Origin of the sequence: Kribbella sp. NPDC003557 (genome assembly GCF_040610805.1) — a bacterium.
In the GTDB taxonomy this organism is placed as follows: Bacteria; Actinomycetota; Actinomycetes; order Propionibacteriales; family Kribbellaceae; genus Kribbella.
The window spans coordinates 185472-210843 of sequence record NZ_JBEXMY010000012.1 but is presented as its reverse complement, the minus strand read 5'-3'; the positions used below and the strand labels follow the sequence as shown (position 1 = coordinate 210843).

20 protein-coding genes are annotated in these 25372 nt (G+C 67.1%); 11 read left to right on the top strand and 9 right to left on the bottom strand.

All coding sequences use genetic code 11. The features are described from left to right. Positions 1-743 precede the first annotated feature (743 nt). On the bottom strand, positions 744-3596 hold the full coding sequence (locus ABZW60_RS38270) for a M36 family metallopeptidase (RefSeq protein WP_355485460.1): 2853 nt from the start codon (positions 3594-3596) through the stop codon (positions 744-746). Positions 3597-3870: 274 nt separating this feature from the next. Next, positions 3871-5067 carry a hypothetical protein gene (locus ABZW60_RS38265; RefSeq protein WP_355485459.1) on the bottom strand — a complete coding sequence of 399 codons (1197 nt, stop codon included), beginning with the start codon at positions 5065-5067 and terminating at the stop codon, positions 3871-3873. Positions 5068-5389: 322 nt separating this feature from the next. On the opposite strand from ABZW60_RS38265, the gene ABZW60_RS38260 reads away from it, so the two are divergent. The 6 genes from ABZW60_RS38260 to ABZW60_RS38235 are packed head-to-tail and all read left to right on the top strand — an operon-like array spanning position 5390 to position 11940. Next, complete coding sequence (locus tag ABZW60_RS38260; protein WP_355485457.1) at positions 5390-6688, top strand: extracellular solute-binding protein; 1299 nt, start codon at positions 5390-5392, stop codon at positions 6686-6688. Positions 6689-6744: 56 nt separating this feature from the next. Further along, positions 6745-7551, top strand: a complete 807-nt coding sequence (locus ABZW60_RS38255) for a sugar ABC transporter permease (protein ID WP_355485455.1) — start codon at positions 6745-6747, stop codon at positions 7549-7551. After that, positions 7548-8360 (top strand): carbohydrate ABC transporter permease, encoded by an 813-nt coding sequence (locus ABZW60_RS38250; protein WP_355485453.1) that lies wholly within the window; start codon positions 7548-7550, stop codon positions 8358-8360. Before ABZW60_RS38255 ends, ABZW60_RS38250 begins: the two co-directional genes overlap by 4 nt. Further along, positions 8357-8986, top strand: coding sequence for a hypothetical protein (locus ABZW60_RS38245; RefSeq protein WP_355485451.1), 630 nt, complete (start codon positions 8357-8359; stop codon positions 8984-8986). Before ABZW60_RS38250 ends, ABZW60_RS38245 begins: the two co-directional genes overlap by 4 nt. Further along, positions 8970-11441, top strand: a complete 2472-nt coding sequence (locus ABZW60_RS38240) for a GH116 family glycosyl-hydrolase (RefSeq protein ID WP_355485449.1) — start codon at positions 8970-8972, stop codon at positions 11439-11441. The genes ABZW60_RS38245 and ABZW60_RS38240 overlap by 17 nt, the downstream gene beginning before the upstream one ends. Before the next feature lie 16 nt (positions 11442-11457). Continuing rightward, positions 11458-11940 (top strand): hypothetical protein, encoded by a 483-nt coding sequence (locus ABZW60_RS38235; RefSeq protein WP_355485447.1) that lies wholly within the window; start codon positions 11458-11460, stop codon positions 11938-11940. A 46-nt stretch (positions 11941-11986) separates the two neighbouring features. On the opposite strand, the gene ABZW60_RS38230 is transcribed toward ABZW60_RS38235, so the two are convergent. Together ABZW60_RS38230 and adh are read right to left on the bottom strand one after the other, a co-directional pair. Then, complete coding sequence (locus ABZW60_RS38230; RefSeq protein WP_355485445.1) at positions 11987-12364, bottom strand: DUF779 domain-containing protein; 378 nt, start codon at positions 12362-12364, stop codon at positions 11987-11989. Continuing rightward, positions 12365-13888, bottom strand: a complete 1524-nt coding sequence (gene adh / locus ABZW60_RS38225) for an aldehyde dehydrogenase (protein WP_355485443.1) — start codon at positions 13886-13888, stop codon at positions 12365-12367. It abuts the gene before it with no gap. Between the two features lie 81 nt (positions 13889-13969). Here adh and ABZW60_RS38220 point away from each other — a divergent pair, with 81 nt between their 5' ends. Next, positions 13970-15421 (top strand): GAF domain-containing protein, encoded by a 1452-nt coding sequence (locus tag ABZW60_RS38220; protein ID WP_355485442.1) that lies wholly within the window; start codon positions 13970-13972, stop codon positions 15419-15421. 3 nt (positions 15422-15424) lie between these two features. On the opposite strand, the gene ABZW60_RS38215 is transcribed toward ABZW60_RS38220, so the two are convergent. Further along, positions 15425-15952, bottom strand: a complete 528-nt coding sequence (locus ABZW60_RS38215; RefSeq protein ID WP_355485440.1) for a hypothetical protein — start codon at positions 15950-15952, stop codon at positions 15425-15427. A 189-nt stretch (positions 15953-16141) separates the two neighbouring features. Between ABZW60_RS38215 and ABZW60_RS38210 the strand changes: the two genes are divergently transcribed. From ABZW60_RS38210 to ABZW60_RS38195, 4 genes are all read left to right on the top strand, one after another. Beyond that, positions 16142-18295 (top strand): (Fe-S)-binding protein, encoded by a 2154-nt coding sequence (locus tag ABZW60_RS38210; RefSeq protein ID WP_355485438.1) that lies wholly within the window; start codon positions 16142-16144, stop codon positions 18293-18295. Positions 18296-18382: 87 nt separating this feature from the next. Further along, positions 18383-19192, top strand: coding sequence for a hypothetical protein (locus ABZW60_RS38205; protein ID WP_355485436.1), 810 nt, complete (start codon positions 18383-18385; stop codon positions 19190-19192). A gap of 97 nt (positions 19193-19289) precedes the next feature. Beyond that, the gene (locus ABZW60_RS38200) at positions 19290-20861 is read left to right on the top strand and encodes an alkaline phosphatase D family protein (RefSeq protein WP_355485434.1); all 1572 of its coding nucleotides are present in this window, start codon (positions 19290-19292) and stop codon (positions 20859-20861) included. Next, positions 20858-21709 (top strand): hypothetical protein, encoded by an 852-nt coding sequence (locus ABZW60_RS38195; protein ID WP_355485432.1) that lies wholly within the window; start codon positions 20858-20860, stop codon positions 21707-21709. Before ABZW60_RS38200 ends, ABZW60_RS38195 begins: the two co-directional genes overlap by 4 nt. 12 nt (positions 21710-21721) lie before the next feature. Here the strand turns inward: ABZW60_RS38195 and ABZW60_RS38190 are convergent, their stop codons facing one another. From ABZW60_RS38190 to ABZW60_RS38175, 4 genes are all read right to left on the bottom strand, one after another. Beyond that, on the bottom strand, positions 21722-22264 hold the full coding sequence (locus tag ABZW60_RS38190) for a hypothetical protein (protein WP_355485430.1): 543 nt from the start codon (positions 22262-22264) through the stop codon (positions 21722-21724). A 263-nt stretch (positions 22265-22527) separates the two neighbouring features. Then, a complete protein-coding gene (locus ABZW60_RS38185) occupies positions 22528-23628 on the bottom strand; it encodes a hypothetical protein (protein ID WP_355485428.1) in 1101 nt (366 codons plus the stop codon). 36 nt (positions 23629-23664) lie between these two features. Then, positions 23665-24477 carry an inositol monophosphatase family protein gene (locus ABZW60_RS38180; RefSeq protein WP_355485427.1) on the bottom strand — a complete coding sequence of 271 codons (813 nt, stop codon included), beginning with the start codon at positions 24475-24477 and terminating at the stop codon, positions 23665-23667. Continuing rightward, entirely contained in the window at positions 24474-25355 is an 882-nt protein-coding gene (locus tag ABZW60_RS38175) for a DUF5919 domain-containing protein (protein WP_355485425.1), read from the bottom strand. Before ABZW60_RS38175 ends, ABZW60_RS38180 begins: the two co-directional genes overlap by 4 nt. Positions 25356-25372 lie beyond the last annotated feature (17 nt).

Here is a 25372-nt window from a genome sequence, read left to right as displayed (position 1 = left end):
CTTCGCACTTTCGCTCGAAGCCCCGGGGCAACTCGCCCAACTTTACTGACCCGATTCCAGCCGGTCAAATCGGCTCTTTTCGACCCAGTCCCCCCGCACGACCCAGTGTCCGAAGCCCGCCAAGGCGTACTTCGGCATCCAAGACCTTCAGGGAGTCTGTCGGAGGGCCGGCCGCTTCCGCGTCCCGCGCCTCGCTCCAACAAGCAGGAACTCTACCGGCACATGCGGTGCAAATGCGAATCGGGGTCCCGGTCCCTCTGGTCACTCCACTCTCAGGCGTCTCCGTGACCGACACAGGAGCCCGCTCCACCCTGCCGGAACACCAGCCCGCCGTGCCTGACCTCGAGCTGCGCGTCGACGCAGTCTCCAGCGAAGCGCTCCGCGCACAGCCCGTCTAGCCGCGGCTCCAACCTTCTCGCCGCCGACTTCGCGACGACGGCCGTCCCCTTGCCCAGCCACGCGAGCGCCAGCTCGCAACAAGCCGGCGGCACCCGGCAGCACCCCTGGCGCCAGCCGGAAACCCGTGGCGTCAGTCGTAGCTCCCGGCGCCAGGCGGAAGTGCGCCGGCGATGGCTGGAAACGGATGCACCGCGCCAAGCGGAGGGTGGGTGGGAGCGCGCGCAGCGGACACGCTCAGGAGCGCAGCGACGAAGTAGGCGCCTGCGAAGCGCGCGTGGGGTGCTGGAAAGCCGGAAGGCCGGTCGAGCGGGTGCTCGGCCGGCCTTTCGGGAGGGGTGCTGTGGTTACTTCGTGCCGAAGACCTGGAGCTCGGTCATGTCGGTGAACTGGCAGCCGCCGAAGGCGCCCGCCGGGCAGTTGTTCTGGAAGTCCGGGACCTGCGGGCTGAGCATCCAGAAGCGGACGTACTGGACGCCGGTGGTGTTGCCGGTCGGCGTGACCAGGTTGTACTTGCCGCGGTTGGTGGCGTCGAAGGTGCCCTCGGCCGCGGTGGCCCAGGTGGTGCCGTCGGCCGACGTCTGGATCCGGTACTGACCGGTCGAGGCGCTGCCCGGGTCGCCACAGGTGTTGGACGGGTCGACGTTGAACGCGCTGACGGTGACCGACGCCGGCAGCTTGATGTCGACGTACTTCGGCACCATCTGGTTGGTCGGGGTGCCGTTGTCGTCACCGGTGGTGCTTCCCCAGCCGGTGCCCTGTGCGTTGTCGATCGCGCCACCCGGACCGCAGTTGAAGTCGCTGAAGTCCGGACCGTTGAAGTCGACGACCGAACCGCCACCGGAGGCGGCCGCCCAGTTGCGGCGCGGCGCGAAGTTCGCCTTGCTGCCCGCGGAGACCTTGACGGACTGGACGATCAGCTCGTAGCCCGGTGCGGACACCACGATCTTCGGGTACGTGCCGGGTGCCACGTTGCTGATGCTGTAGTTGCCTGCGGCATCCGTGGTGCCCGCGTAGTCGCCGGCGTAGCCGGACGAGTGACCGCCGACGTAGACGAGCGCGCCGGCCACCGGAGCGCCGGTGTCCTTGTCGGTCACCTTGCCGCTGAGCGTCGTGGTGGCGCCTGTCGGCGGCTTGTGGAAGTCCTCCGCCGGGAAGGCGTCGCCGCCGTCCACGACACCGGCGTACCAGCCCATGCCGCGGTTGGCGAACACGGTCCAGATGACGTCGGCGTTCTTGCCGCCGCTGGCGACCAGGTCGGCCTGGACGATCGCGTTGCGCATGTCGAGCATCGTCGGGTCGTTCGGCGACAACTCCATCGCGCGGGTGATGATGCTGACCGCGTAGCTACGGCCGAAGCGCTCGCGCAGGTCCCACAGGGTCTGTGCCCAGACCTCTCCGGAGGCGTGCACCTCGGGCGCGCCGCCGATGGTCGGGAAGTCGGCGTAGGTGTAGCCGCCCTTCGAACCGTCGGGCTGGACGCAGTTCGGGCTGACCGCCTTCACCCGGCAGTCGATCGCCTGGGTGCGGAACAGCTCGCCGTGCGAGACGTACTTGCCCTCGAGGACCTCACCCGGAGCGGTGGTGTCCTTCTCCAGGCCGTGCGAGACCAGGTAGTCCATGGCGTAGAAGTCGCTCCACGCCTCACCCATCGAGCCGGCCTGGATGCTGTTCAGCGTCGAGTTGCCGGTGGGGTCGACGACCAGGCGGTTCGACAGACCGTGGGTGTACTCGTGGTACAGGATGCTGGCGTCGTTGGCGCCGCTGGCCGGGACCCACGGGTCCTGCTCGTCAGTCGCGCCCGGCTGGTGCCACAGGTACATCTGCATGGTCGGCGGCGTGCCGTCCGGCGGGGTCGACATGTTCGCGTTGTCGATGTGGTTGGCGTCCGGGCCGCCGTTCGCGGCGGTGGCCGCGCCGTCCAGCGCGTTCAGCAGCACCGGGTCGCCGCCCGCGGCGTCGAACGAGCCGGCCGCCGGGGTGAAGCTGATCGGCGCCTTCGCCAGCCAGTCGTGGAAGTTGCTGGCCAGGTAGAACGCGTTGGTGACGTCCTGGTTCATGTTCGTCTTCCAGGAGTCCGGCTTCGCCGGGTCCCAGGTGCAGACGTACGAGGTCGAGCAGAACGACGACGAGCTCGGGAACGTGGTCAGCTTGTACTCGGCGCCGGTCTTGGTGCCGGGCACCTTGACCGTCTCGCCGCCGTTCGGCTGGTTGTCGTCGTTGACGTCCGCCCAGGCCGCGACCGACGTACCGTCGAGGAGGGTCTTCGCGTTCTTGGGCAGCCACTTGTTGTAGATCAGGTTCTCGACCCGCTGGGTGCCGCCCTTGGGCGCGCCCGGGTAGTTGTCCTGGACCAGCGCGTCGCCGTTGCCCTCGCTGACCAGGTCCTTGCGGTACAGCGTGGCACCGGTCTGGGCGTCGACGACGTGGCTGTAGATCTTGGTGCCGCCGGAGTTGGTGTAGGTCAGCCAGCCCTTGCGCAGCCCGTCGGCGGTGTGGAACCACACCTGCTTGGCGGTGTCGCCGTTGCTGAACTTCGTGCTGACCCCGGAGGTGCTCGCGGTCGCGGACTTGGCGCTACCGCCGGCGTCCTTGATCGCGGCGCTGCGGGCGCCGGCGGCGGAGACCTTCGGCGCGGCCTCGGCGGAGCGGGTCTGCGCGGCGGCGGTCAGGCCGGCGACCGGCGAGCCCATCACGGAGATCAGCTGGCCGTTCTTGGTGACGTTGGCCTTCAGGCCGTTGCCGAACACCTCGACGCCGTCGACCACCTGGGTCCAGAAGATGTGGTGGGTACCGAGGTCGTCGACGTAGTCCTTGCGCAGCTTCAGCGTGCCGAGGTCGGCGTCGGAGAGCTTGAAGACCTCCGGGTGCGCCTTGACGTAGCCGAGGGCAACGTCCGTGGCCTTCTTGGCGCTCTTGCCGGTGAGGAAACCGTTCAGCTTGGTGACCTGGGCCGGGGTGCCGGTGTTCGGGTCGACCTCGACGACACCCTGGGTGCCGAGCGAGTCGCGGAACTTCTTGGCCGCCGCGGTCTCCTTGCCCTCGACCTTGGCGGAACGGGCATAGGTGGTGCGGGCGTTCGGCGTCCGGGCGTCGAAGTTGCCCTTCCGCTCCTTCCCGGCGTCCTGCTTCTCGGTCTGCGCGGGCTTCTTGCCCTCGGCACCGGCCGTCTGTGCGGCGTCCGCCCCACCGGCGGTCATCGCCAGCACAGTGGCGGCGGCGGAGACGGCGGAGACTGCCAGGAGCCCCCGCCCTCTGCGTGATGTTGTCACAGCAAATCTCCATGGAGTTCGTGTGTCTGCGGGTCGCCCTCCACGACCCGTCCCGGGGGCTGACCTTAATTCCGCGGGGGGTTCCGGGGAAGGGAAATCACCGGATTGTCGTAGAGTCGAGGGTTGTCCTTCGTGCTCGGAACAGTACCGCTAGTGATCGGGCCGTTGCACGTAGCCACGACCCGATCACCCGCAGTGTTCCTCAGAACGCCCCGGCGCCGTTCGGCGTACCGAGGCCGGTCGGGCCGTCCCAGCCGGTGCGGGCGTTGCACCACTGCGTCGTCGGGCACGAGCCGTTGCTGCCGCTCGTCACGTCGAACAGCGAGCCCGGGTGGGCGTACGGCAACGCGTTCGCGTACCCGGCGGTGTTGCCGGACAGCGCGTAGACCGCCGCGATGATCGGCGCGGCCTCACTCGTCCCGCCGAACTGCGCCCAGGTCGACGCCGTCTTGCTGGTCGGGTAGTAGATCGCCATCCCGCCCTTCGACGGGTCGGCGGCCGCGGACACGTCGGCCATCGCGCGCTTCGAGCACCCGGTGCCGAACGACGCCGCGGCGCTCAGCGCCGTGTTGTACGACGAGCAGCCCGACCCGGCGCCGCTCCACACGGACTCGCTCCAGCCCCTGGAGTTGCTGGCGGCAACCAACGACGTACCGCCGACGGCCGTGGTGTACGACGAGGACGCCGGGTAGCTGCCGCCCTGGTACCCGTTGTCGCCGGTCGACGCGGTGACCGCGATGCCCGGGTGGTTGTAGTAGCTGCCGTACGTCGCGTCGGACGCGTCGCCGCCGCCGTAGCTGTTGGAGATGGCAACGACGCCCGGCTGCTTGGACGCCGTCACGACCGCGGTGCCGAGGTCGGCGAAGCTCGCCGAGTTGGCCTGGACGACGACGATCTTCGCGTCCGGCGCCGCGGCCGAGACGGCGTCCACGTCGAGCGCCTGCTCACCGGCCCAGCCGGCGTTGAACCGCGGCAGCGACGTCCCGCCGGTCTGGTTGATGATCCGCAGGCAGCCGTTGGCCGTCGTACACGCCGACAGGCCGAACTGGGACCGGTAGACGCCGAGGTCGCGCTCCAGGTTCGGATAGCCGTACGCGTCGACGATGGCGACCGTCCGGCCGCCGGCGCTCAGGCCGTTCAGCTTGTATGCGTCCCGCAGGCCGCTCGGCGTCAGGCCGGTCGACGGCGGCGTGGTGGACGCGGGCGCGACGCCCTTGTCGTTCACCAGCTTGATCGCGTCGCAGACCGCGGTGTGCGCGGCCGTCGTCGCCGAGCAGACCTTGGCGGCATGCTTCCCGGCGGTGTACGGGGTCGGGGCCGCTGCGGCTCCCGATGCGGTCAGTCCTACGACGGCCAGTGCGCCGGCGCTCAGGGCGGACACGAGAATCCCTTGCCTCAACTGGACTCCTCGAGTTTCGGCAGGCCTCCGCGTCGCGGTCCCGTTCGGCCGGTGGGCGGAGGCCGGCGTGATTTGGGGGTGATCGCATCGTGCGCCCGCCGGGCGCACGGAGGCCAGCGATCGGACCGCTGACAAATGTCATGGGCGAATCCGTGACACCCGCACCGGTGGACCCCGATTTCCCGCGTGATCGCAGCCGCCGCTCCGCTCGCGCGGCGGTGAAGGTTTCCCCGTGAGTTTCCCGGCGCCCGACCCTTGACACCGTTTCACCCCGCAGGACTATGCTCCGGAGAAATCGATTTCCCGCCAGAGAGGTCCGCTCATGGATCACCCCCTGCTCAGTCGGCGAAGGTTCCTCCAGGCCACCGGCGGTACGGCGCTCGCCGCCTCGCTGGCCGCGTGCGGAGGCGGCGGCAGCGGGGGTGGCGGCGCGTCCACCAAGGAGCTGTCGTTCGTCTACATGGGTACGGCCGAGCAGCAGGCGACCTGGAACAAGCTGTTCGCGAAGTTCACCGAGCAGCACCCGGAGATCAAGCTCAAGGCCGAGGGCATCCCGCTGTCGAACTGGGGCGACTTCTTCAACAAGCTCTCCACCCGGATCGCCGGCGGCCAGGTGCCGGACGTGATCCAGATCGCCACCGAGGGCCAGCGGCTGTTCGCGTCCAAGGGCCTGCTCGCGCCGCTCGACGACTACATCAAGAAGGACCAGTCGACGATCGACGACTACTACGCCGACATGGACCCGAACCTGATCGAGTGGGACAAGAAGTACGCCTCCACCGACGGCAAGACGTACTATCTGCCGGGCGAGTTCAACACGATGTGCATGTGGTACTCGAAGGAGCTGTTCGCGAAGGCCGGCGTACCCGAGCCGACCGCGAAATGGACCTGGGACGACTTCCGGCACGCCTGCGAGCAGATCAAGGCCAAGACCGGCGCCTTCGGGTACGCCGCGGACTCGGCCTACTTCGCCGCGATCATGCCGTGGCTGCTCACCAACGGGACCAGCAGCTTCTCCGAGGACTGGTCGACGCCGACGTACGACGACCCGAAGGTGATCGAGGCGGCCGAGTTCAACCGGAAGCTGGTCGCGGACAAGCTGTCGCCGCCGCCGGGCGGCACGTTCGACGCGTTCACCGCGGCCGCGCAGGGCAAGCTGGCGATGTTCGGCGGCGGCCGCTGGCCGATCATCAGCATCCGGAACCTGAAGGCGACCACGAAGATGGGCATCGTGCCGTGGCCGGCGAAGGTCGCGCAGGGCTCGCCGGTCGGCTGGAACGGGTACCCGATCCTGAAGGCGTCGAAGAAGAAGGACGACGCCTGGACGTTCATCAAGTTCCTGATCTCCAAGGAAGGCTCGTCGACGTTCGCCCAGCTCGGCGGCACCATCGTCCCGGCGCGCAAGTCGATCGCGAACAGCCAGTCGTTCCTCACCGACGCGCCGAAGGGCACCGAGTACCTGTACCAGGCGCTCAGCTACGCGACGCCGATCCCGTCGCCGGACAAGGGCGCCGCGGTCCAGAAGGCGATCGAGGACGGCTGGAAGCAGGTCCTGACCGGCAACGCCGCGCCGGCCGACGCGCTCGGCAAGGCGCAGACGACGCTGGAGGGATTGGTCTGAAACCCCAACGCCGCGACTGGCTGCCGGGCTACCTGTTCATCAGCCCGGCAGTCCTGTTGTTCCTGGCCTTCGTCGCGCTCCCCCTGGTCGCCGCCTTCGGCCTCAGCCTGTTCCACTGGGACCTGCTGAGTACGCCGGAGTTCGCCGGCCTGGACAACTTCCGGCAACTGGTGACCGACTCGGCGACCGTCCGCGCGGTGGTCAACACCTTCGTCTTCGCGCTCGCGTCGGTGGTCACCCACATCGGGCTCGGTATGCTGCTCGCGCTCGGCGTCCACCGGACAATGACGCGGGGGACGAAGTACTTCGTGCGGACGGCGTACTTCTTCCCGTTCCTGGTCTCGTGGGCCGCGGTCGCGCTGATCTGGAAGTACGTCCTGGACCCGGCGTTCGGGCCGGCGAACTACTACCTCTCGGCGACGACGAACTGGCTGGCCTCCCCGACCTGGGCGCTGCCGACGCTGATCGTGGTCGACTGGTGGCACACGATCGGGTACACGTTCATCATTCTGCTGGCCGGCCTGCAGACCGTGCCGGCGCAACTGCACGAGGCGGCCCGGGTGGACGGTGCGAACGCGTGGTGGCGGTTCTGGGGCGTGACACTGCCGGTGATGTCGCCGACGATCTTCTTCGCCACCGTGATCACGTTCATCGGCGCGTTCCAGATCTTCGACCCGATGGTGATCATGACCCAGGGCGGTCCGGACGGCGCGACCCGCAGCATCGTGCAGTACACCTACGAGAAGGGCTTCCAGTCCTTCGAGGTCGGGTACGCCGCGGCACTGTCGCTCGTGCTGTTCGTGGTGATCATGGCCGTGACCGGCCTGCAGTTCCGCCTGTCGCGCCGGTGGGTGCACCAGTGAGGGGCAAGCTGCTCGACCTCGTGCTGGTGCTCGGCGGGATGCTGATGATCGCGCCGCTGGTGTGGCTGATCGTCAACGCCCTGTCCGAGCCGATCGACGCGTTCCAGTTGCCGCCGCGGTGGATCCCGCGGCCGCCGACGTTGCAGAACTTCGAGCAGGTGCCGGACCTGATCCCGTTCGCGCAGATGGCGTGGAACAGCCTGCAGATCGCAGTCCTCACGACGGCCGGCGCGCTGCTGACCAGCGCGCTCGCGGCGTACGCGTTCAACCGGCTGCGGTTCCCCGGGCGGGACCAGATCTTCTCGGTGCTGCTCGCGGCGCTGGTGGTGCCGGTGCAGCTGACCGTCGTACCGATCTTCATCATGATGCGCTGGCTGCACCTGGTGGACACCACGGTGGCGATCTGGTTGCCCGCGCTGGTGAACGTGTTCGGCATCTTCTTCCTGCGCCAGTACATCGCGTCGATCCCGCGCGAGCTGGACGAGGCGGCGATCATGGACGGCGCCGGGCACTTCTGGATCCTGTTCCGGGTCATCCTGCCGCTGGCGCGGCCCGGCCTGACGGCCCTCGGCATCTTCGTTTTCGAGGCGTCGTGGAACAACTTCTTCTGGCCGTACATCTTCCTGTCGTCGCCCGAGAAGATGACGCTGCCGGTCGGCCTGGTCTCGCTGCAGGGCGCGGTCGGCGGCGGGCCGGCCGTCGTACTGTTCGCCGCCATCACACTGGTCGTGCTGCCGATCCTTGTACTGTTCCTGATCTTCCAGCGGTCCTTCATCGCCTCGATCGCGTCGACGGGCCTGCGCGCATGACCTACCTTCCCCAGGCCTTCAGGGCTTTGTGGCACGAGCTGCCGGTCCTGGTTGCAGCGGGAGTCCTGGTCTGCGTGTCCTCCGGCCTCGTCGTCCTCGTCAGCCCCGGCCTGTCTCCTGTCAGCCTTTTGCTGGGCGCCGTACTGGTCGGACCGACGTGGGCCGCCGTGACTGCAACAACCGACTCCATCGTCCGCGAGGATCGCGGGGGTGTCCTGCTACTCCTCCAGAACCTCAAGCGCCACGCCCTGGCCGGTCTCGAGGTCGCCTGTGTGCCGGCCGTCATCGGCGCGCTGGCGCTGCTCAACTGGCAGCTCAGTACCAGCGCGGTCTTCGCGATCCCGCTGGCTGTCAGCGGCTGCGCGAGTGTGCTCGCCCTGCTCGGCTCCTGTCATGCCTTCAGCCTGCGTGTGACCACGGGGTTGCGCGGTAAGAGGCTCTGGGTCACCGCGCTCCACCTGGTGGCAAAGGCCCCGCTGGTGCCCCTCGGCGTACTCGCACTGGCCTTTGTCGCCTTGCTCCTCGGCACCTCCGTGACCGCATCCCTACTACTGCTCGCCCCCGGCCCGGTGGCGTTGTTCGCCTCCGCTGGTACATGGACGGAGAAACATGCACTACACCGGTGACAACCTTCGGCACTTCGCCCTCCCGCTGGGAGGTCTCGGCACCGGCACTGTGGCGCTGGCCGGCAACGGCGCGCTCCGGCAGTGGCAGCTGCACAACATCGGCAACCACGAAGGCCACGTGCCGGACAGCTTCTTCGCGCTCCGCCTGTCCCGCGTGGAGCCGCCGCTGGACGAGATCCGCCTCCTCCAGGGTGCAGCGGCGGAGCCCACCGACACACCACTCGTCACCGACGACGTGGTGCCGGCTGCCGAGCGGCGACTGCGTGACGTCGTCCCACCGATCGGCCCGACCACGGTGACCGCCACGTATCCGCAGGCCAATGTGGAGTACGAGACAGACCTGCCGATCCAGCTGAGCCTCGACGTGTTCAACCCGCTGGTGCCGTCCGACGCGGCTGCCAGTTCGCAGCCCGTTGTCGGGTTCACGTTCACGCTGCACAACCCTGGTGACATCGCGGTCCACGGCAAGCTCGCCGGAGCCCTGCAGAACTCGGTCGGCTGGGACGGCGTCACGCCCGTCGACGGCGTCTCCTGCGGCCTGTACGGCGGCAACACCAACCGCGCGCGGACGGCCGACGGCTGGACGTCCGTGGTGATGGAGAACGGCGGGCTGCCGGCGGACCACCCCGGATCAGGGCAGCTCGTGCTTGCGACTGACGGCCCCGGCCTGGTGTGTGCGCAGTGGGCTCGGCCTGAGGAGTTCGTCGCCTTTCTCAATGGGCCGGTGTCCGCGGCGAGCGGTGCTAGTGCGCCTGGGAGCACGTGGAACGGCGGGCTTGCTGTCCCGTTCAATCTGGAGCCGGGTGAGACCAAGCAGGTCCGGTTCCTGATCGCGTGGCACTTCCCGAACCGATATGTCGACTTCAACCAGTTCGGCCCGCACCCGGAGTACGGTCACAGCCGCTTCTGGCTGGGCAACGCGTACACCCGCCGTACGCCGGACGCTGTCGCCGCGGCCGAGTCCTTCATCGCCGACTGGGCCGAGCTGCTCGCACAGACCACCGCGTGGACCCAGGCATTCGAGGCGAGCAGCCTGCCGGGTGAGGCCGGTGCGCGGCTCGCTGCGCTCGTGGCCGACGTACGGAGTCCAACCGTGTTCCAGACCGCGGCCGGCGACGTACTGGGCTTCGAAGGCGTGCTCGGTGCGTCCACGGCGATGTGGGGCGGGCGGTACGGCGGCTCCTGTCCGCTCAACTGCACGCACGTGTGGAACTACGAGCAGACGCTCTCCCGCCTCTTCCCGTCGCTCGAGCAGAACATGCGTGACACGGAGTACGACGTCATGCAGGCGCCTGCGGGGTACATCCCGCACCGCGTCCGCGCACCGCTCTATATGAAGCAGCTGTGGGACGTGGTGATCGGAGGCCCGGAAGAGCCCGCTCTGGACGGCATGCTCGGCGCGGTCCTCAAGACTTACCGTGAGGTCCGGCAAGGCGCCGGTCTGGACTGGCTGGGCGAACGCTGGCCCAACGTCGTACGCCTGCTCGACCACATCCACGGCAAGTGGCTGCAGGACGGCGTACTGCGTGGCATCCAGCCCAGCACGCACGACATCGACCTGTGTGGCGTCAACTCGTTCATGGGCACGCTGTGGCTGGCCGCGCTGCGTGCTGCCGAGGAGATGGCGGTGCTGCTCGGTGAGGACGGCAAGGAGTACCGCGGTCTGTTCGACGCGGGCAGCACGGCGTACGACGAGCTGCTGTTCACCGGCGAGTACTACCGGCAGATCCTGGATCCGGACGAGACCCGCGACTTCCAGTGGGGCGACGGCTGCCTGGCGGACCAGCTGATCGGGCAGTGGTGGGCACACCAGCTCGACCTCGGTTACCTGCTCCCGGAGGACCACGTCCGTACGGCGTTGCGCAACGTCGTCCGGCACAACCTGCGCACCGGCTTCCACGACTTCGAGCACCCGTACCGCGTCTTCGCCGACGGCGACGATACCGGCCTCCTGATGTGCACCTGGCCACACGGCGGCCGCCCCGACGTCCCCACGCGCTACTGCGACGAGGTCTGGACCGGCTCCGAGTACCAGGTCGCTGCGCACTGCCTTTACGATGGCCTCACCGATGAGGCCATGTCCATCCTGCAGGGTCTCTGGGCCAGGTACGACGGCACCCGCCGCAACCCGTTCAACCCCATCGAATGCGGCGACCACTACATCCGCAATGCCGCCGGCTGGTCCGTCCTGGAAGCCCTCACCGGCTACCGCTTCAACGGACTCACCCGAGCGGTCACCTTCGCCCCACTCGACCTGGCCCGCACCAGCGAGTCCTGGAGCACCCCCTTCGTCACCAACACCGGCTGGGCCACCGCCACTTACACCTCAGGCGCCCTCACCCTCGCCTGCCACGCAGGACACCTCGACCTACGAGCAATCACGGTCGACGGCACCACCCACCCGATCGACGCCCCGATCCACCCCGGAAAACCCGTGGTGATCGCAACAACCTGACCCCTACCGTCGACCTATGTTGGTCGAACGTGCCCAGGCACTGCAGGCCGAGGCCCAGGACCTCTACCACCACCTGGACCTCGGCACCGCCTTCCCCTGGCAGCCGGTCCTGATCGGCAGTGCTCTCTCCGGCCTGATGGTCGACCGCGACCTGGACGTCATGTTCGACGCACCCGACGCAAATGCGGCGACAGTCCTGCACGGTCTGATGTCCCTGGCGCGAGTCGTGGAACTGCGCAGCGTGGACTTCAGGGACGAGCGGGGCGACCGGCGCCCTACTCCGGCTGTGACCGACGAGCGGTTCTACGCAGTGCTGCACACCGACACCTGGAAGATCGACCTGACCTTCTGGCTGCACGTCGTCGACCGCCCGCATGTGGCCGATGCGCTGAAACTCAAGGCCGCAACAGACGAGCAACGGCTCGAGATCCTGCGCCGGAAGGACGCAAACTCCGACCGGGACAGTTCCGCGATCTACGCCGCCGTGCTGAAGGAATAGGAGAGTGCCGGCCGTCCGGCAACGCCACCGGACGGTCGGCACTCCGTCAGAGGAGTCCGAGGTCTGCGGACTCTTGGTCGGTGAAGAGGCGGGAGCGGATCAGGAAGCGGATGCCTTCGGGGGCTTCCACGGAGAATCCGCTGCCGCGGCCTTTCACCACGTCGACGGTGAGCTGGGTGTGCTTCCAGTACTCGTACTGGCTCGCGGACATCCAGAAGCCGATCGGGCGGTCCACGCCGTCGACGGCCAGGTCACCGAGATGCACGTCCGCCGACCCCGTACGAAATTCCCCGTCCGGGTAGCACATCGGCGCGCTGCCGTCGCAGCAGCCACCGGACTGGTGGAACATCAGCGGACCGTGCATCTCGGTGAGGCTGCGCAACCACTCCGCCGCCTCGTCGGTGAGCAGCACCTTGTCGACCACTCAGAAGAACCCGAGCTTCGAAGGGCTGTAGCTGACCAGCAGGTTCTTGGTCTGCTGGTAGTGGTCGAGCATCATCTTGTGGTTCTCGCGGCCGATGCCGGAGTTCTTGTACCCGCCGAACGCCGCGTGCGCCGGGTACGCGTGATAGTTGTTCGTCCAGACCCGCCCGGCCTGGATCTCCCGGCCGGCCCGGTACGCCGTGTTGATGTCCCGCGACCAGACCCCGGCCCCGAGCCCGTACAGGGTGTCGTTGGCGATCTTCATCGCGTCGGCGTAGTCGTCGAACCTCGTCACCGCGACCACCGGGCCGAAGATCTCCTCCTGGAAGATCCGCATCTTGTTGTCGCCCTCGAACACCGTCGGCTGGATGTAGTACCCGCCGGCCAGGTCGCCGTCCAGCTCGGCGCGCGCCCCGCCGGTGAGCACCCGAGCGCCCTCGGCGCGACCGATCTCGATGTAGGCGAGGATCTTCTCGTACTGGTCGTTGCTGGCCTGCGCGCCCATCATCGTGTCGGTGTCGAGCGGGTTGCCGAGCTTGATGGCCTGCGTCCGGGCCACCGCGTCGCCCAGGAAGCCGTCGTAGATCGACGACTGGATCAGCGCCCGCGACGGGCACGTGCACACCTCGCCCTGGTTCAGCGCGAACATCGTGAAGCCCTCGAGCGCCTTGTCGTAGAAGTCGTCCCGCGACGACGCCACGTCGGCGAAGAACACGTTCGGGCTCTTGCCGCCGAGCTCGAGCGTCACCGGGATGATGTTCTCGGACGCGTACTGCATGATCAGCCGGCCGGTCGTGGTCTCACCAGTGAACGCGACCTTGGCGACTCTGTTGCTTGAGGCAAGCGGTTTGCCGGCCTCGACGCCGAACCCGTTGACGATGTTGACCACACCCGGCGGCAGCAGGTCGTGGATCAGCTCCATCAGGACGTGAATGGAGGCGGGCGTCTGCTCGGCCGGCTTGAGGACGACGGCGTTGCCGGCCGCCAGCGCGGGCGCCAGCTTCCAGACCGCCATCAGGATCGGGAAGTTCCACGGGATGATCTGCGCGACCACGCCGAGCGGCTCGTGGAAGTGGTAGGCGATCGTGTCGTCGTCGATCACCGACACCGAGCCCTCCTGGGCCCGCAGCGCGCCGGCGAAGTACCGGAAGTGGTCGATCGCCAGCGGCAGGTCGGCGGCCAGCGTCTCGCGGACGGCCTTGCCGTTGTCCCAGCTCTCGGCGACCGCGAGCAGTTCGAGGTTGGCCTCGATCCGGTCGGCGATCTTGTTCAGGATGTTCGCCCGCTCAGCCGGCGACGTCCGTCCCCAGCCCGGCGCGGCGCCGTGCGCGGCGTCCAGCGCGGCCTCGACGTCCTCCGCCGTACCGCGGGCGATCTCGGTGAAGTTCTGTCCCGTGACCGGCGTCGGGTTCTCGAAGTACCGGCCCTTGACCGGCGGCACCCATTCGCCGCCGATGTAGTGCTCGTAGCGCGTTTTGTACGTGACCGGGCTGCCATCCTGCCCGGGAGCTGCGAAGATCGTCATGGGTCCTCCTTCGGAACCGACGGTGGACCGAACCTAGGCACCGGCACGTTGCACCGACGTTGCACCGCGGAGTGAGGCTGGATGGACGCACCGGAGCAGGCCCGGCGGCTGAGCGGGCTGTACGACGAGGTGCTCGGCGGCGGCCGGGCCGCGACCGACCCGCGCCCGCTGGTCGCCGCATCCTGGGAACGCTCACTGGCCGCGGCCGTCGACCCCGAGCTCGACGCCCCGCCGATGATCCTCGACGAGGGCACCGTCGAGGAGCTGCGCGCCGACCATCCCCTGCGCGCCGTCCTGCCGGTGCTGCGGCAGACGCTGACGACGATCGCCGACGAGGCGTCGCACATCATGATCGTCACCGACGCCCAGGGAATCATCCTGTGGCGCGAGGGCGCCGCCGACGTCAAGCGAACCGCCGACCGGATCGCGCTGTCGGAGGGCGCGGTGTGGTCCGAGGACCAGATCGGCACGAACGGGATGGGTACGGCGCTCGCCGTCGGCACGCCGGTCCAGATCCATTCGGCCGAGCATCTCGTCCGCCGGATCCATGAGTGGACGTGTGCGGCCGCGCCGGTCCACGACCCCGACACCGGCCGACTGCTCGGCGCGGTCGACGTCTCCGGTCCGCTGCGCACGGTCCACCCGGCCATGGTCGCGCTGGTGACCGCGGCCGCCCAGCTCGCCGAGGGACAGCTGAAGGTCCGGATGGCCGCGGCCGACGAGATGCTGCGCGCCCGCAACATGCGGCACCTGATGGCGCTCGGCGACGCACCCGGCGCGCTGCTGACGCCGACCGGTCGCGTGCTCGCCGTCCAGCCGCTCGAATGGCTGCCCGACCGGCTCGTCGTCCCGGAAGGCGCCGACCGCATCGATCTCGGCGACGGCCGTGAGGGTCTGGTCGAGCGACTCGACGAGGGCTACCTGCTGCGCATGCCCGGCACGTCGGTGCGCCGTACGCGACCGTCCTTGCGGTTGAAGCTGCTCGGCTCGGGTCAGCCGATCGCGATCGTCGGTGGCCGGGAGATCGCGCTGACGTTGCGGCGGGCCGAAGTACTCGCGCTGTTGTTGCTGCAGCCGACCGGGCTGACGGCCGAGCAGCTGATGCTCCAGCTCTACGGCGACGAGGGCAACCCGACCACGGTCCGCGCCGAGATGCACCGGCTGCGGAACCTCCTCGGCGGCGGGGTGCTCGACACCAAGCCGTACCGCATCGTCGCGGACGTCAGCAGCGACGTCACCGAGGTGCACACCGCACTCCGCAACGGCGACCTCGACAAGGCCCTCGTGTCGTACGCGGGCCCGCTGCTCACCCGCTCCGAGGCGCCGGCATTACGCGCCGAACGCGACGAGCTCGACGCGACGCTCCGCCGTGCCGTGCTCGACACGGGTGATCCCGAACTGCTCTGGCGTTTCGCCCAGACCCCGACCGGTGCCGAGGACCTGGAAGTTTTCGAGGCCCTCGACACCGCTCTGCGTCCCGACGACCCGCGACGTGCGGCAGCGGCCGCGCGGCTCACCCGGCTGCTGGACTGACGGTCACTCGCGACCGACGAGGATCCACATGTAGTCGCGGTTCTTGGTCGGGAACGTGGCGGTCCGGTTGCTGACTTCCTTGGTCTTCTTGCAGTCGCTGGTCGTGTACTTCCAGCGCACCACCTGGACCCGCCAGGACTGCTTGAGCTGGTGCAAGCGACGTACCTTCCCGGCCGGCACCTCCGCCGTGTACGACCAGCTGTCGGTCACCGAGTGGGACTTGCCCACGGTCTTGGAGTACTTGTTCTGGATCTCCGCGATCACCAGCGGGATGCTCACCCCGAGATCCCCGGACCATGACGAGTTCGACTCCGACGTCGCGGTCTTCTGGTAGGTGATCCGGCCCGGGCCTTCCATCCAGTCGCTGTACAGATTGGTGCCGACGTACACCTCGTGACCGCCCCGGGTGTACCAGTTGATCGTGTTCGTGTCGCACTTGGCGGCTGCCGCGTTCGCCACGTTCGACATGGCCGGCACCATCAGGCCGGACGTGATCAGCACTCCAGCAGCGATTCCCCGACGAAGACGCATCGTTCTCTCCCACCGAAACCGATTGACAGGTACTGCGGTTGCAGTGGTTGGAAACTTACGAACTGGCTTATACTGAGGGCAAGAAGTCTTCTGTAACGCTGTGTGTCGGTTTGGTGACAGCCCAATTGGTGGCGTGACGAGCCCTACACAGACATGACTGACGAGTAACCAACCAATAACATCGCTGGTATGCAGATCCTCGCCATCGTCGTCTCGCTCGCGGTGACACTCGTCGCCGTCGCGCTGTTCGGCAAGACGATCGGGCACATCGTGTCCGTCATCAAGCTCGGTCAGCCGGCCGGTCGGACCGACGAGCCGGGCAAGCGGACCGTCACCCTGGCCAAGGAAACCCTCGGCCACACCCGGATGCTGCAGTGGAGCCATATCGGGGTGATGCACTGGTTCGTCGCGTTCGGGTTCATCGGGCTGTTCCTCACCCTGGTGACGGCGTTCGGCCAGCTCTTCGACCCGCACTGGGCGTTGCCGATCATCGGGCACTGGTTCGTGTTCGAGTGGGTCAGCGAGGCGCTCACCTGGACCGGGCTGCTGTCGATCGTCGGGCTGATCCTGATCCGGCTGCGGCACCTGCCGCAGGGGTCCGAGGGACGCTACAGCCGGTTCTACGGCTCGCGCGCCTGGCAGGCGTACTACGTCGAGTACACGATCCTCGGCGTCCTCGTCTGCATCCTGCTGCTCCGCGGCCTCGAGTACGAGCTGAGCGGGGCGTCGAAGTTCCACTTCCCGATGACCTTCTTCATCGGCAGCGGCCTGTTCGGCGGGCTGAGCGAGCAGGGCCTGGAGAACGCGGTCTACCTGGTCGCGATGATCAAGATCCTGATCTCGTTCGCCTGGATGATCACGATCTCGCTGAACGCCACGATGGGTGTCGCCTGGCACCGGTTCACCGCCTGGCCGAACATCTGGTTCAAGCGCAAGCCCGACGGCGGTACGGCGCTGGGCGCGCTGCAGCCGATCACGGTCAACGGCGCCCCGATCGACTTCGAGAACATCGACGAGCTCGACGAGGACGCGGCGCTCGGCGTCGGCAAGGTCGAGGACTTCACCTGGAAGGGCCTGCTCGACTTCACCACCTGCACCGAGTGCGGCCGCTGCCAGTCGCAGTGCCCGGCGTGGAACACCGACAAGCCGCTGTCGCCGAAGCTCGTCATGATGAACCTGCGCGAGCACGCCTACGCCAAGGCGCCGTACCTGCTGGCGTCGTCGGACGAGGAGCGCAAGTCGCTGCCGGAGCTGGTGCTCGCCGAGCAGGACAAGCCGTTGGTCGGCCCCGCGGACGTCGCGGTCATCGACGAGGAGGCGCTGTGGGCCTGCACGTCGTGCGGCGCGTGCGTCCAGCAGTGCCCGGTCGACATCGAGCACGTCGACGCGATCATGGACATGCGCCGGTACCAGGTGCTGATCGAGTCGTCATTCCCGTCCGAGCTCAACGGGCTGTTCAAGGGCCTGGAGAACAAGGGCAACCCGTGGAACATGAACCCGTCCGGCCGGATGGACTGGGCCAAGGACCTTCCGTTCGAGGTCAAGCAGGTCGGCGCGGACGTCGAGTCGCTGGACGAGGTCGACTACCTGTTCTGGGTCGGCTGCGCGGGTGCCTTCGAGGACCGGGCGAAGAAGACCACGCAGGCCGTGGCCGAGCTGCTGAACATCGCTGGGGTGAGCTTTGCCGTCCTGGGTGACGGCGAGACCTGCACCGGTGACCCGGCGCGGCGGTCCGGCAACGAGTTCGTCTTCCAGCAGTTGGCGATGCAGAACGCCGAGGTCTTCAAGGAGACCAAGGTCCGCAAGGTCGTCTCCACCTGTGCGCACTGCTTCAACACCTTGAAGAACGAGTACTCACAGCTCGGCGTCGAGCTCGACGTCATCCACCACACGCAGCTGCTGAACCGACTGGTCCGCGACGGCAAGCTGACGCCGGTCGCGCCGACCGACAGCTCGCTCAACGGCCAGAAGATCACGTACCACGACCCGTGCTACCTCGGCCGCCACAACCAGGTGTACGACGCCCCGCGCGAGCTGCTCGACATCATCCCCGGCGCCGAGTACGCCGAGATGCCGCGCAACCGGACGAAGTCGTTCTGCTGCGGCGCCGGCGGCGCGCGGATGTGGATGGAGGAGAAGCTCGGTACCCGCATCAACCTGAACCGCACGACCGAGGCGGTCGAGACCGGCGCCGACAAGATCGCCACCGGCTGCCCGTTCTGCCGGGTGATGCTGTCCGACGGCCTCACCGCCAAGCAGGCCGACGGCTCGGCCCGCGAGGAGGTCGAGGTCCAGGACGTCGCGCAGCTGCTGCTCTCTTCTGTAAAACGTGGCGAAAGCTGACCTGCAACTAGCTGCAAAACCCTTCCTCCCCAGGCGGTCCAGACCATAAGATCCACCGTCTGCATCACCTGGGGAGGAAACACCACCATGAAGTTCCGCGCCGCCGTCGCCACCGCGGCCGCCGTACCGCTCGCCCTCGGCCTGGCCGCCTGCGGCGGAGAACCGAAGGCCACCGGCTACAAGCCGTCGACCCCGGCCACCACGACGGCCGCGCCGAAGGCGGACGCCACCAACACGGCCGCAGCCGCCAAGCCGGTCGCGCACCTCAACCGGGTGACGTTCGTCCCGGCGATGAACGCGGCACTCACCAAGCAGAAGACCTGGCGGATCGCCGGCACCGTGACGGGCAACGGCACCACGCTGGCGACAATCAGCGGGGTTCAGTCCGCCAAGCCGCCGGCGGTCTCGATCGAGATGTCCGGGCTCGCGTTCAACGGCCGCACCATCCGGATGATCGGCACCGGCAAGGCCGCCTACCTGTCCTGGCCCGGCAAGACCCCGGCCGGAAAGTACGTCAAGGTCACGGCGGCGGAGCTGGCCGACCCGAAGAACGGGCTCGGCAACACGCTGAACAGCGCGGACCCGACCAACGTGTTCAAGCAGATCGCCAAGGCGATGCGGAACGTCAAGTACGTCAGGTCGCAGACGGTCGACGGCCTGAAGCTCGACCAGTACGACCTCGTCATGGACACCGCGACGGCGCTGAAGGCGGTCGGTACCAAGACGATCCCAGCGCAACTGCCGAGGACGCTGACCTACTCGCTGTGGATGGACTCCGCGCACGTCGTCCGCCGGATGACCTTCGACCAGCTCGGCGTCTCGATGGTGATGACCATGAGCGACTACAACAAGCCGGTCACCATCACCGCTCCGCCCGCGAGCAAGATCGTGCGATAGGCCGGAATCGGTCATTTTCCCACCCTGTTGTGTGAACTTCTCGTAATCTCCCGTTACGGATGTGATCACCTCGGGATGATCGGGTGGGTGGGTGCCGATGCCGACTACACGACGCAACTTCCTCACTGTCAGCGGAGCAGCGGCGGCGCTCGCGCTGGGCGGCAGTCTTCCGGAGATCAGGACGGCTGTCGCGGGGTGGACGGGCCGGCCGGACCGGCGGGATCCGTTCACGCTCGGTGTCGCGTCCGGCGATCCGTTGCCGGACGCGGTGGTGATCTGGACCCGGCTGGCCCCCGATCCGCTCGCGCCGTTCGGCGGGATGGACCGGCGGCCGGTCGAGGTGCAGTGGCAGGTCGCCGCGGACGAGCAGTTCCACCGGATCGTCCGCTCCGGCACCGCCCGGACCGGCCCGGAGTCGAGCCACTCGGTGCACGTCGACGTCCGCGGCCTGCAGCCGTGGCGCCACTACTGGTACCGCTTCCGCGTGAACGGGCAGCTCAGCCCGGTCGGCCGGACCAGGACCGCGCCGGCGGACAACGCCGTCGTCCCTGAGTTGTCGCTGGCCTTCGCGTCCTGCCAGGCGTGGTGGGAAGGCTGGTACACGGCGTACGCCGACCTGGCCCGGCGCGAGCACGACGTGGTGTTCTTCCTCGGCGACTACATCTACGAGTTCGGCATCGACCGCGGCATCCGGCCGCACTCGAACGAGCCGTACATCACCCAGCAGACCGTGACGCTGGACGAGTACCGGCAGCGGTACGCGGCGTACAAGCTGGATTCCGACCTGCAGAGCGCGCACGCGAACGCGCCGTGGATCGTGACGCTCGACGACCACGAGGTGGTCGACAACTGGGCCGACGAGGCGCATCCGAGCGCGCCGCCGGCACAGTTCCGGGTCCGCCGTGCCAACGCGTTCCGCGCGTACTGGGAACACATGCCGCTGCGGCTCGCGCAACTGCCCAAGGGTCCGGACATGCAGCTGTACCGGCGGTTCAGGTACGGGCGGCTCGCCGAGTTCAACGTGCTCGACACCCGCCAGTACCGGTCGGACCAGGCGTACGGCGACGGCACGAAGGCGCCCGGTCCGGAGACGAAGGACCCGGCGCGCACGATCACCGGCGACGCGCAGGAGAAGTGGCTGCTCGACGGCTGGGCGGCGTCCCAGACCCGGTGGAACGTGCTGGCGCACCAGACCGCGATCGCGCGGCTGGACACGAAGGACGGCCCCGACGTGCTGGTCCCGATGGACACCTGGGACGGGTACGAGGCGTCCCGGAACCGGATCCTCGGCGGCGCGGTCGAGCGCAAGGTCCGCAACCTGGTCTCGATCGCCGGCGACCTGCACCGCAGCGTCGCGTCGGACCTGAAGCTCGACTTCGACGATCCGGCGTCGGCGACGGTCGGCGCGGAGTTCGTCGGTACGTCGGTCACGTCCGGCATGGACGGTGAGGACCTCGACGCCGGCGGCGCGACGTTGCTGCGGGAGAACCCGCACATGAAGTTCGGCAACTTCCAGCGCGGCTACGTCAGCTGCAGCGTCACGCCGCAGCGGTGGATCTCGGACTACCGCGTCGTCGACAAGGTGTCCGTCCAGGGCGGCACCGTGAGCACCCGCGCCAAGCTCCTCGTCGAGGACGGCCGCCCCGGTATCGCGGAGGTACAGCAATGAGGATCCCCCGACAGACCGTCGTCGCGGCCGGCACGCTCGTCGCCGCCGCTCTGCTCGGCTCCAGCTCGATGCCTTCGGCAACTTCCGACGTGGCGATCGGCGTCGCGCCGGAGCAGCTGAACGTGGTCGGACTGCCCTGCTTCCCCAGCTTGCTGAACCTGACGATGACCAACACCGGGACCCAGGACCGGTACGCCGACCTGACGCTCGCGCCGACCGGTCCGCTGCAAATGTCGCGCACGCTCTTCTCATCCTGGCTCCCGGCGGTCGACCCCGACCAGCCGGTGTCCGCGCCGGTCGAGGTCCGCGTCCCGCGGAACACCGCACCCGGGAGCTACACGATCGATGTCGAGGTCGACCGGTCGCGGGTGACCGTTCCGGTGACGGTCGACCCGTTGCCGCCGAAGGGTCCCGGCGACAACCTCGCGCTCGGTGAGCAGGCGACCGCGTCCTCCACACACGGCAACTTCACCCTCTGCGGCGCCGTCGACGGCGACGAGGACTCCGAGCACTGGGACACGCTGACCGGCTGGAACGACGGCACCCGCGCGGCCTTCCCCGACACGTACGACGTCGCGCTGTCCGCGCCTGCGACCGTCAACCGGGTGGAGCTGTACACCCTCGACTCGACGAAGTACCCGGCCCGGCTGAACGGTCTGCGCGACTGGGACGTCCAGGCCCGCGTCGCCGGCACCTGGCAGACCGTCGCCCAGGTCCGCGGCAACACCGTCGGGCACGTCACGTCGACCTTCACTCCCGTCCAGGCCGACGCCGTCCGCATCCTGTGCCTCGACGGCAACGACCACACCTACTCCCGCATCGTCGAACTCGAGGTCTACGGCAGCTGATCGTTGCCTGAATCAACCGTTTGAACCACACTCCGTCGCCCCGAAGTGCCGCACCACCGCTTCGGCCACCTCGTGCGGCTCCAGCCCGGTGGTGTCGACAACCAGCTCGTCGAGATCCGCCGCCTCCAACCGGGCGGCGATCTCGTCACACCGCTCGAGGTGCCAGTCCAGAGCTCGTTGCTGACTGGCGCTGTAACGCCCCCGCAACCGCTGCCGGACGACATCCGCGTCGGCAGTCAGGCGGATCGTGCGGATCTGGCACCCGACCGCGGTCGCGTACCGCTGCCGAGCGGCTTCGGTCGTGATCACGCCGCACATGACCAATTGCCGCGGGCCCGCGGTCTGGTAGCTCTCCCAGACCGCCGCGATGTTGCGCGCCTCGATCAGCGCATTGTCCTGCTCGGCCGGCGGCCAGGACCGGTGGAACCAGTCGACGTCCATCAGGCTGAACGGCCTGCCTGCCTGCGCGAGCAGGTCCCCCAGGTGCTCGAGGGTGGAGGACTTGCCGACCCCGTAGCCGCCGTTCAGAAAGATCGCGAACCCGGGCTGCGTCACGCCGAACACTCCCTGCACCGCTGGACATGACAAACCCCGCACGGCCGGATCCATCTTCTGACCTGCGGGGTTTTCTGATCGGAGCGGGTGACGGGAATCGAACCCGCACTGTCAGCTTGGGAACAGAATTGTCATCGTCGGACTACTCACGCTGAGTGTCGCCGGGCCCGTTCGCGGGTTCCAATTGACCGTGATTGACCGCAGTTGCGTGCTGCGTGCCGTCCGATCGGGCACGAATCGGGCACGCGCCCCACGGAGCGGGACTACCCTTCGACAGCCCCGGTCGCCGCTGATGACGAGCTGTCGCCCCCACGAGCTGGAGGAGCCTCTGCCGCCAGAGGGTGATGTATGCCGCGCAGTTCATACTTTCGAAGGATCGCGGCGACTCCGGGAGCCATGGCAATGCCGCTGCGGCTCGGGTGACGCATTCGCGAACTGACCCACTGGTTAACCTCTGGGTTATGCATCGCCGTAATATGCCCGAGAACACAATCGAGCTGGCCAGCCACGCTTGAATTTCCTGTGACTTGAAGCTGCTTCAAGTCTGCCGAAATCGCATCTACGGTTGGAGTCCCGGTCCATTTGAGATATATCGCCGTCGCGATGAGACTCTCAGCTTCCAGACGAAGCGCGTGACCTTGACTAGAGATCGTCAGAGCGACGCAGAAGCCAACCAGCGCAACGGCAACGCCGATCGGAACATTGACCGCATAGAGCGAAACTCCGAAGCCTACAGCCGCGAGCGCCGGGGCTATCGACGTCCGAAGCTCTCCTTCCGACTTTATACGGTCGTATTGCTGATACTGTTCGGGCAACTCTTTCGACAGCCGCAAGGCCGCAAGTTCAATTTCGGCCAGAGCAACCGGAGCGCCGAGAACGTTAGCTACACCGTCATCTGCTCCGTCCGGTATTGAGTTCTGGATCGCAGCTGAGATCAACCCATTCGATCCACCCGATGGCACAAACAATCTGTTCCGAATAGCGTCGAGACGCTTCGCGACGGCGACCCGGAATTGGTTGCGTCGACCCTTCATTAGCGGATTCGGATCATCAATCAGAACCTTGACCAACTTCTTGCGAATTGGCGCCATGCCAGCCGCTATCCAAGATGGGATCGCCATACCTAGGAGATAGACAGCCGTAGCTAGGATTCCAAATCTGATGGATTCTGGCAGAGCGTTCCAGGGATCGATAAGCGGCTTGAAAGTCAGCAATTTACGCAAATGGTCTCGTCCCGGAATGACGACGAGCACGATGGAGGCTACCCAGATCGACCCAACCAGGAATTGTGAGCGAATATCTCGAAAGCCCGGCATGATTGATGCCAACAGAGTCACATGCTCCCCCACTTCAAACTGAGTCACAAACCGCGCAGTCCGCGATCATCCCATCCGGGACCGTTAAGGCGCTAGGGTCGAGCTCTTTTGAGCATCGGCAACGAGCTCCATGAGGTCCGAAGCGAGCTCCGTGGTGACTGCGATCGTGCCTGCCGAATGGAAGGTGTGGTGCATACCGTCCAGATCGAGCACCTTGACGCCCGCCTCACGTGCGATAAGGACACCTGCGCTCGTGTCCCATGGCTTGTTGTTGAACATGATCGACGCATCGAGGCTGCCGTCAGCGACCCATGCAAGATCTGTCGCGGCCGTACCGAGCATGCGCACTCTCTGCACCTTCTCCGCGAGCAGAGATGTGAGCGCCAGTCGAGGAAGGTTCCGCTCCCTTGCTCCAACACCGACCGCATAGTCCCCGATTGCGACAATGGCATCGTCTAGCCTGTCGCATTTGCTGCCGTGAATTCTTTGGCCATTGCAATAGGAGCCAGATCCAAGGCTTCCTGAGTAACGCCGTGACAAGAAGGGCATATCAATCACGCCCGCGAGGGATGATTCTTCCGCTACCAGTCCGAGCGATATGGCGACAAGAGGGATTCCGTGAACAAAGTTGGCGGTTCCGTCGATTGGATCGAGAACCCATAGAAGATCGCCCGAGTCGTCCCCAGATCGCCCCTCCTCCTCGCCAAGGAATTCGATAGTCGGGGTAGCCTCCGCGAGAAACGACCTAACCGCCTCCTCGACCGCGAAATCTACCTCTGAGGCCATATCGCGATCACCTTTGGGCGTAAGTGTTCCCAGTTCTTGCGTGACGGCCGCCTGGCGACCGATATCTACCGCCTCGTTTGCAATGTTCAGGAGCTTCGAGAGATCCGTCATATCGTCTTACCTGACTCCCAGAGTGAGGCGAATATTTGGTCATAGACAGAGTACAGATCCGAAGATTCGTTGCCAGAGCGCTCCATGACGAATGTCGGTGAATCTAGCCCCCGGAGCGCTGGCAGGTAAGTCTGCATAACGCAGAGCTTTTGGTCTATGAACATGAGATTGAAGCGGATCGTTTCGTCATACATCCGCATTTCCAGCTTGTCCGCCGCATCACCGAGATCGTCTCGGAGCCTGCTCATGATGTTGATGTTCCCTCGCGACCAAGCCGAGAGGTGCCCTTCCTCGTGGCCTTCCTCTCGGTTTCGGCGCTTCACGGACTCGCCGTCCGGATCGAGGAACAGCAGTCGGACCGAAGCACGCCGGAGCAGAGCACGTAGTTTGAGGTCCGGGTACTGCTGGCAGATCAGGTTCAGCGAGAGTCCCGCCGCCGCCACATCCGAGGCGCTGTCGAACAGTTTCGACGGCGGGATCTCGTGCGAGAACTCTGTACGGCTCGTGTAGATCGCCGTTACGCCGGCATAGGCGGCCGGGGTCGTCGGTTCGGCTGGTCTCGCATATGGCTGCACTGACGAGCCAGACGGCGCGGGCATGACGGTCGGATCTGCGGGCGGCTCATCCGGCCACGGCAGAAACAGTGCCTCAGCTCGCCAGCCAGGGAACATCTGTTCCAGGATCCGGCAGTGTCCTGGGTGTGGCAGGCCAGTGAGTGAGCCCGACAGCCACCGGTAGAACGTGGCCTTGCTCGGATAGCCGCCGACGAGCTCGCGATCAACCACGCGGGCAACCTTGTCGTACTCGCGGCAGAACGCCCGATGTTCCTGCAAGTGGCGCTGTCGCAGTAGGACCTTCAGTGCTGTTTCAGCCAGCATCGCTGCTCCCCAGGGCT

Excerpts from the sequence above, each read along its gene's own strand:
- ABZW60_RS38270 (WP_355485460.1), bottom strand. The coding sequence starts at position 3,596 with ATGACCGCCGGTGGGGCGGACGCCGCACAGACGGCCGGTGCCGAGGGC.
- ABZW60_RS38260 (WP_355485457.1), top strand. The coding sequence starts at position 5,390 with ATGGATCACCCCCTGCTCAGTCGGCGAAGGTTCCTCCAGGCCACCGGC.
- ABZW60_RS38245 (WP_355485451.1), top strand. The coding sequence starts at position 8,357 with ATGACCTACCTTCCCCAGGCCTTCAGGGCTTTGTGGCACGAGCTGCCG.
- ABZW60_RS38240 (WP_355485449.1), top strand. The coding sequence starts at position 8,970 with ATGCACTACACCGGTGACAACCTTCGGCACTTCGCCCTCCCGCTGGGA.
- ABZW60_RS38235 (WP_355485447.1), top strand. The coding sequence starts at position 11,458 with ATGTTGGTCGAACGTGCCCAGGCACTGCAGGCCGAGGCCCAGGACCTC.
- adh (WP_355485443.1), bottom strand. The coding sequence starts at position 13,888 with ATGACGATCTTCGCAGCTCCCGGGCAGGATGGCAGCCCGGTCACGTAC.
- ABZW60_RS38220 (WP_355485442.1), top strand. The coding sequence starts at position 13,970 with ATGGACGCACCGGAGCAGGCCCGGCGGCTGAGCGGGCTGTACGACGAG.
- ABZW60_RS38215 (WP_355485440.1), bottom strand. The coding sequence starts at position 15,952 with ATGCGTCTTCGTCGGGGAATCGCTGCTGGAGTGCTGATCACGTCCGGC.
- ABZW60_RS38210 (WP_355485438.1), top strand. The coding sequence starts at position 16,142 with ATGCAGATCCTCGCCATCGTCGTCTCGCTCGCGGTGACACTCGTCGCC.
- ABZW60_RS38205 (WP_355485436.1), top strand. The coding sequence starts at position 18,383 with ATGAAGTTCCGCGCCGCCGTCGCCACCGCGGCCGCCGTACCGCTCGCC.
- ABZW60_RS38200 (WP_355485434.1), top strand. The coding sequence starts at position 19,290 with ATGCCGACTACACGACGCAACTTCCTCACTGTCAGCGGAGCAGCGGCG.
- ABZW60_RS38195 (WP_355485432.1), top strand. The coding sequence starts at position 20,858 with ATGAGGATCCCCCGACAGACCGTCGTCGCGGCCGGCACGCTCGTCGCC.
- ABZW60_RS38180 (WP_355485427.1), bottom strand. The coding sequence starts at position 24,477 with ATGACGGATCTCTCGAAGCTCCTGAACATTGCAAACGAGGCGGTAGAT.
- ABZW60_RS38175 (WP_355485425.1), bottom strand. The coding sequence starts at position 25,355 with ATGCTGGCTGAAACAGCACTGAAGGTCCTACTGCGACAGCGCCACTTG.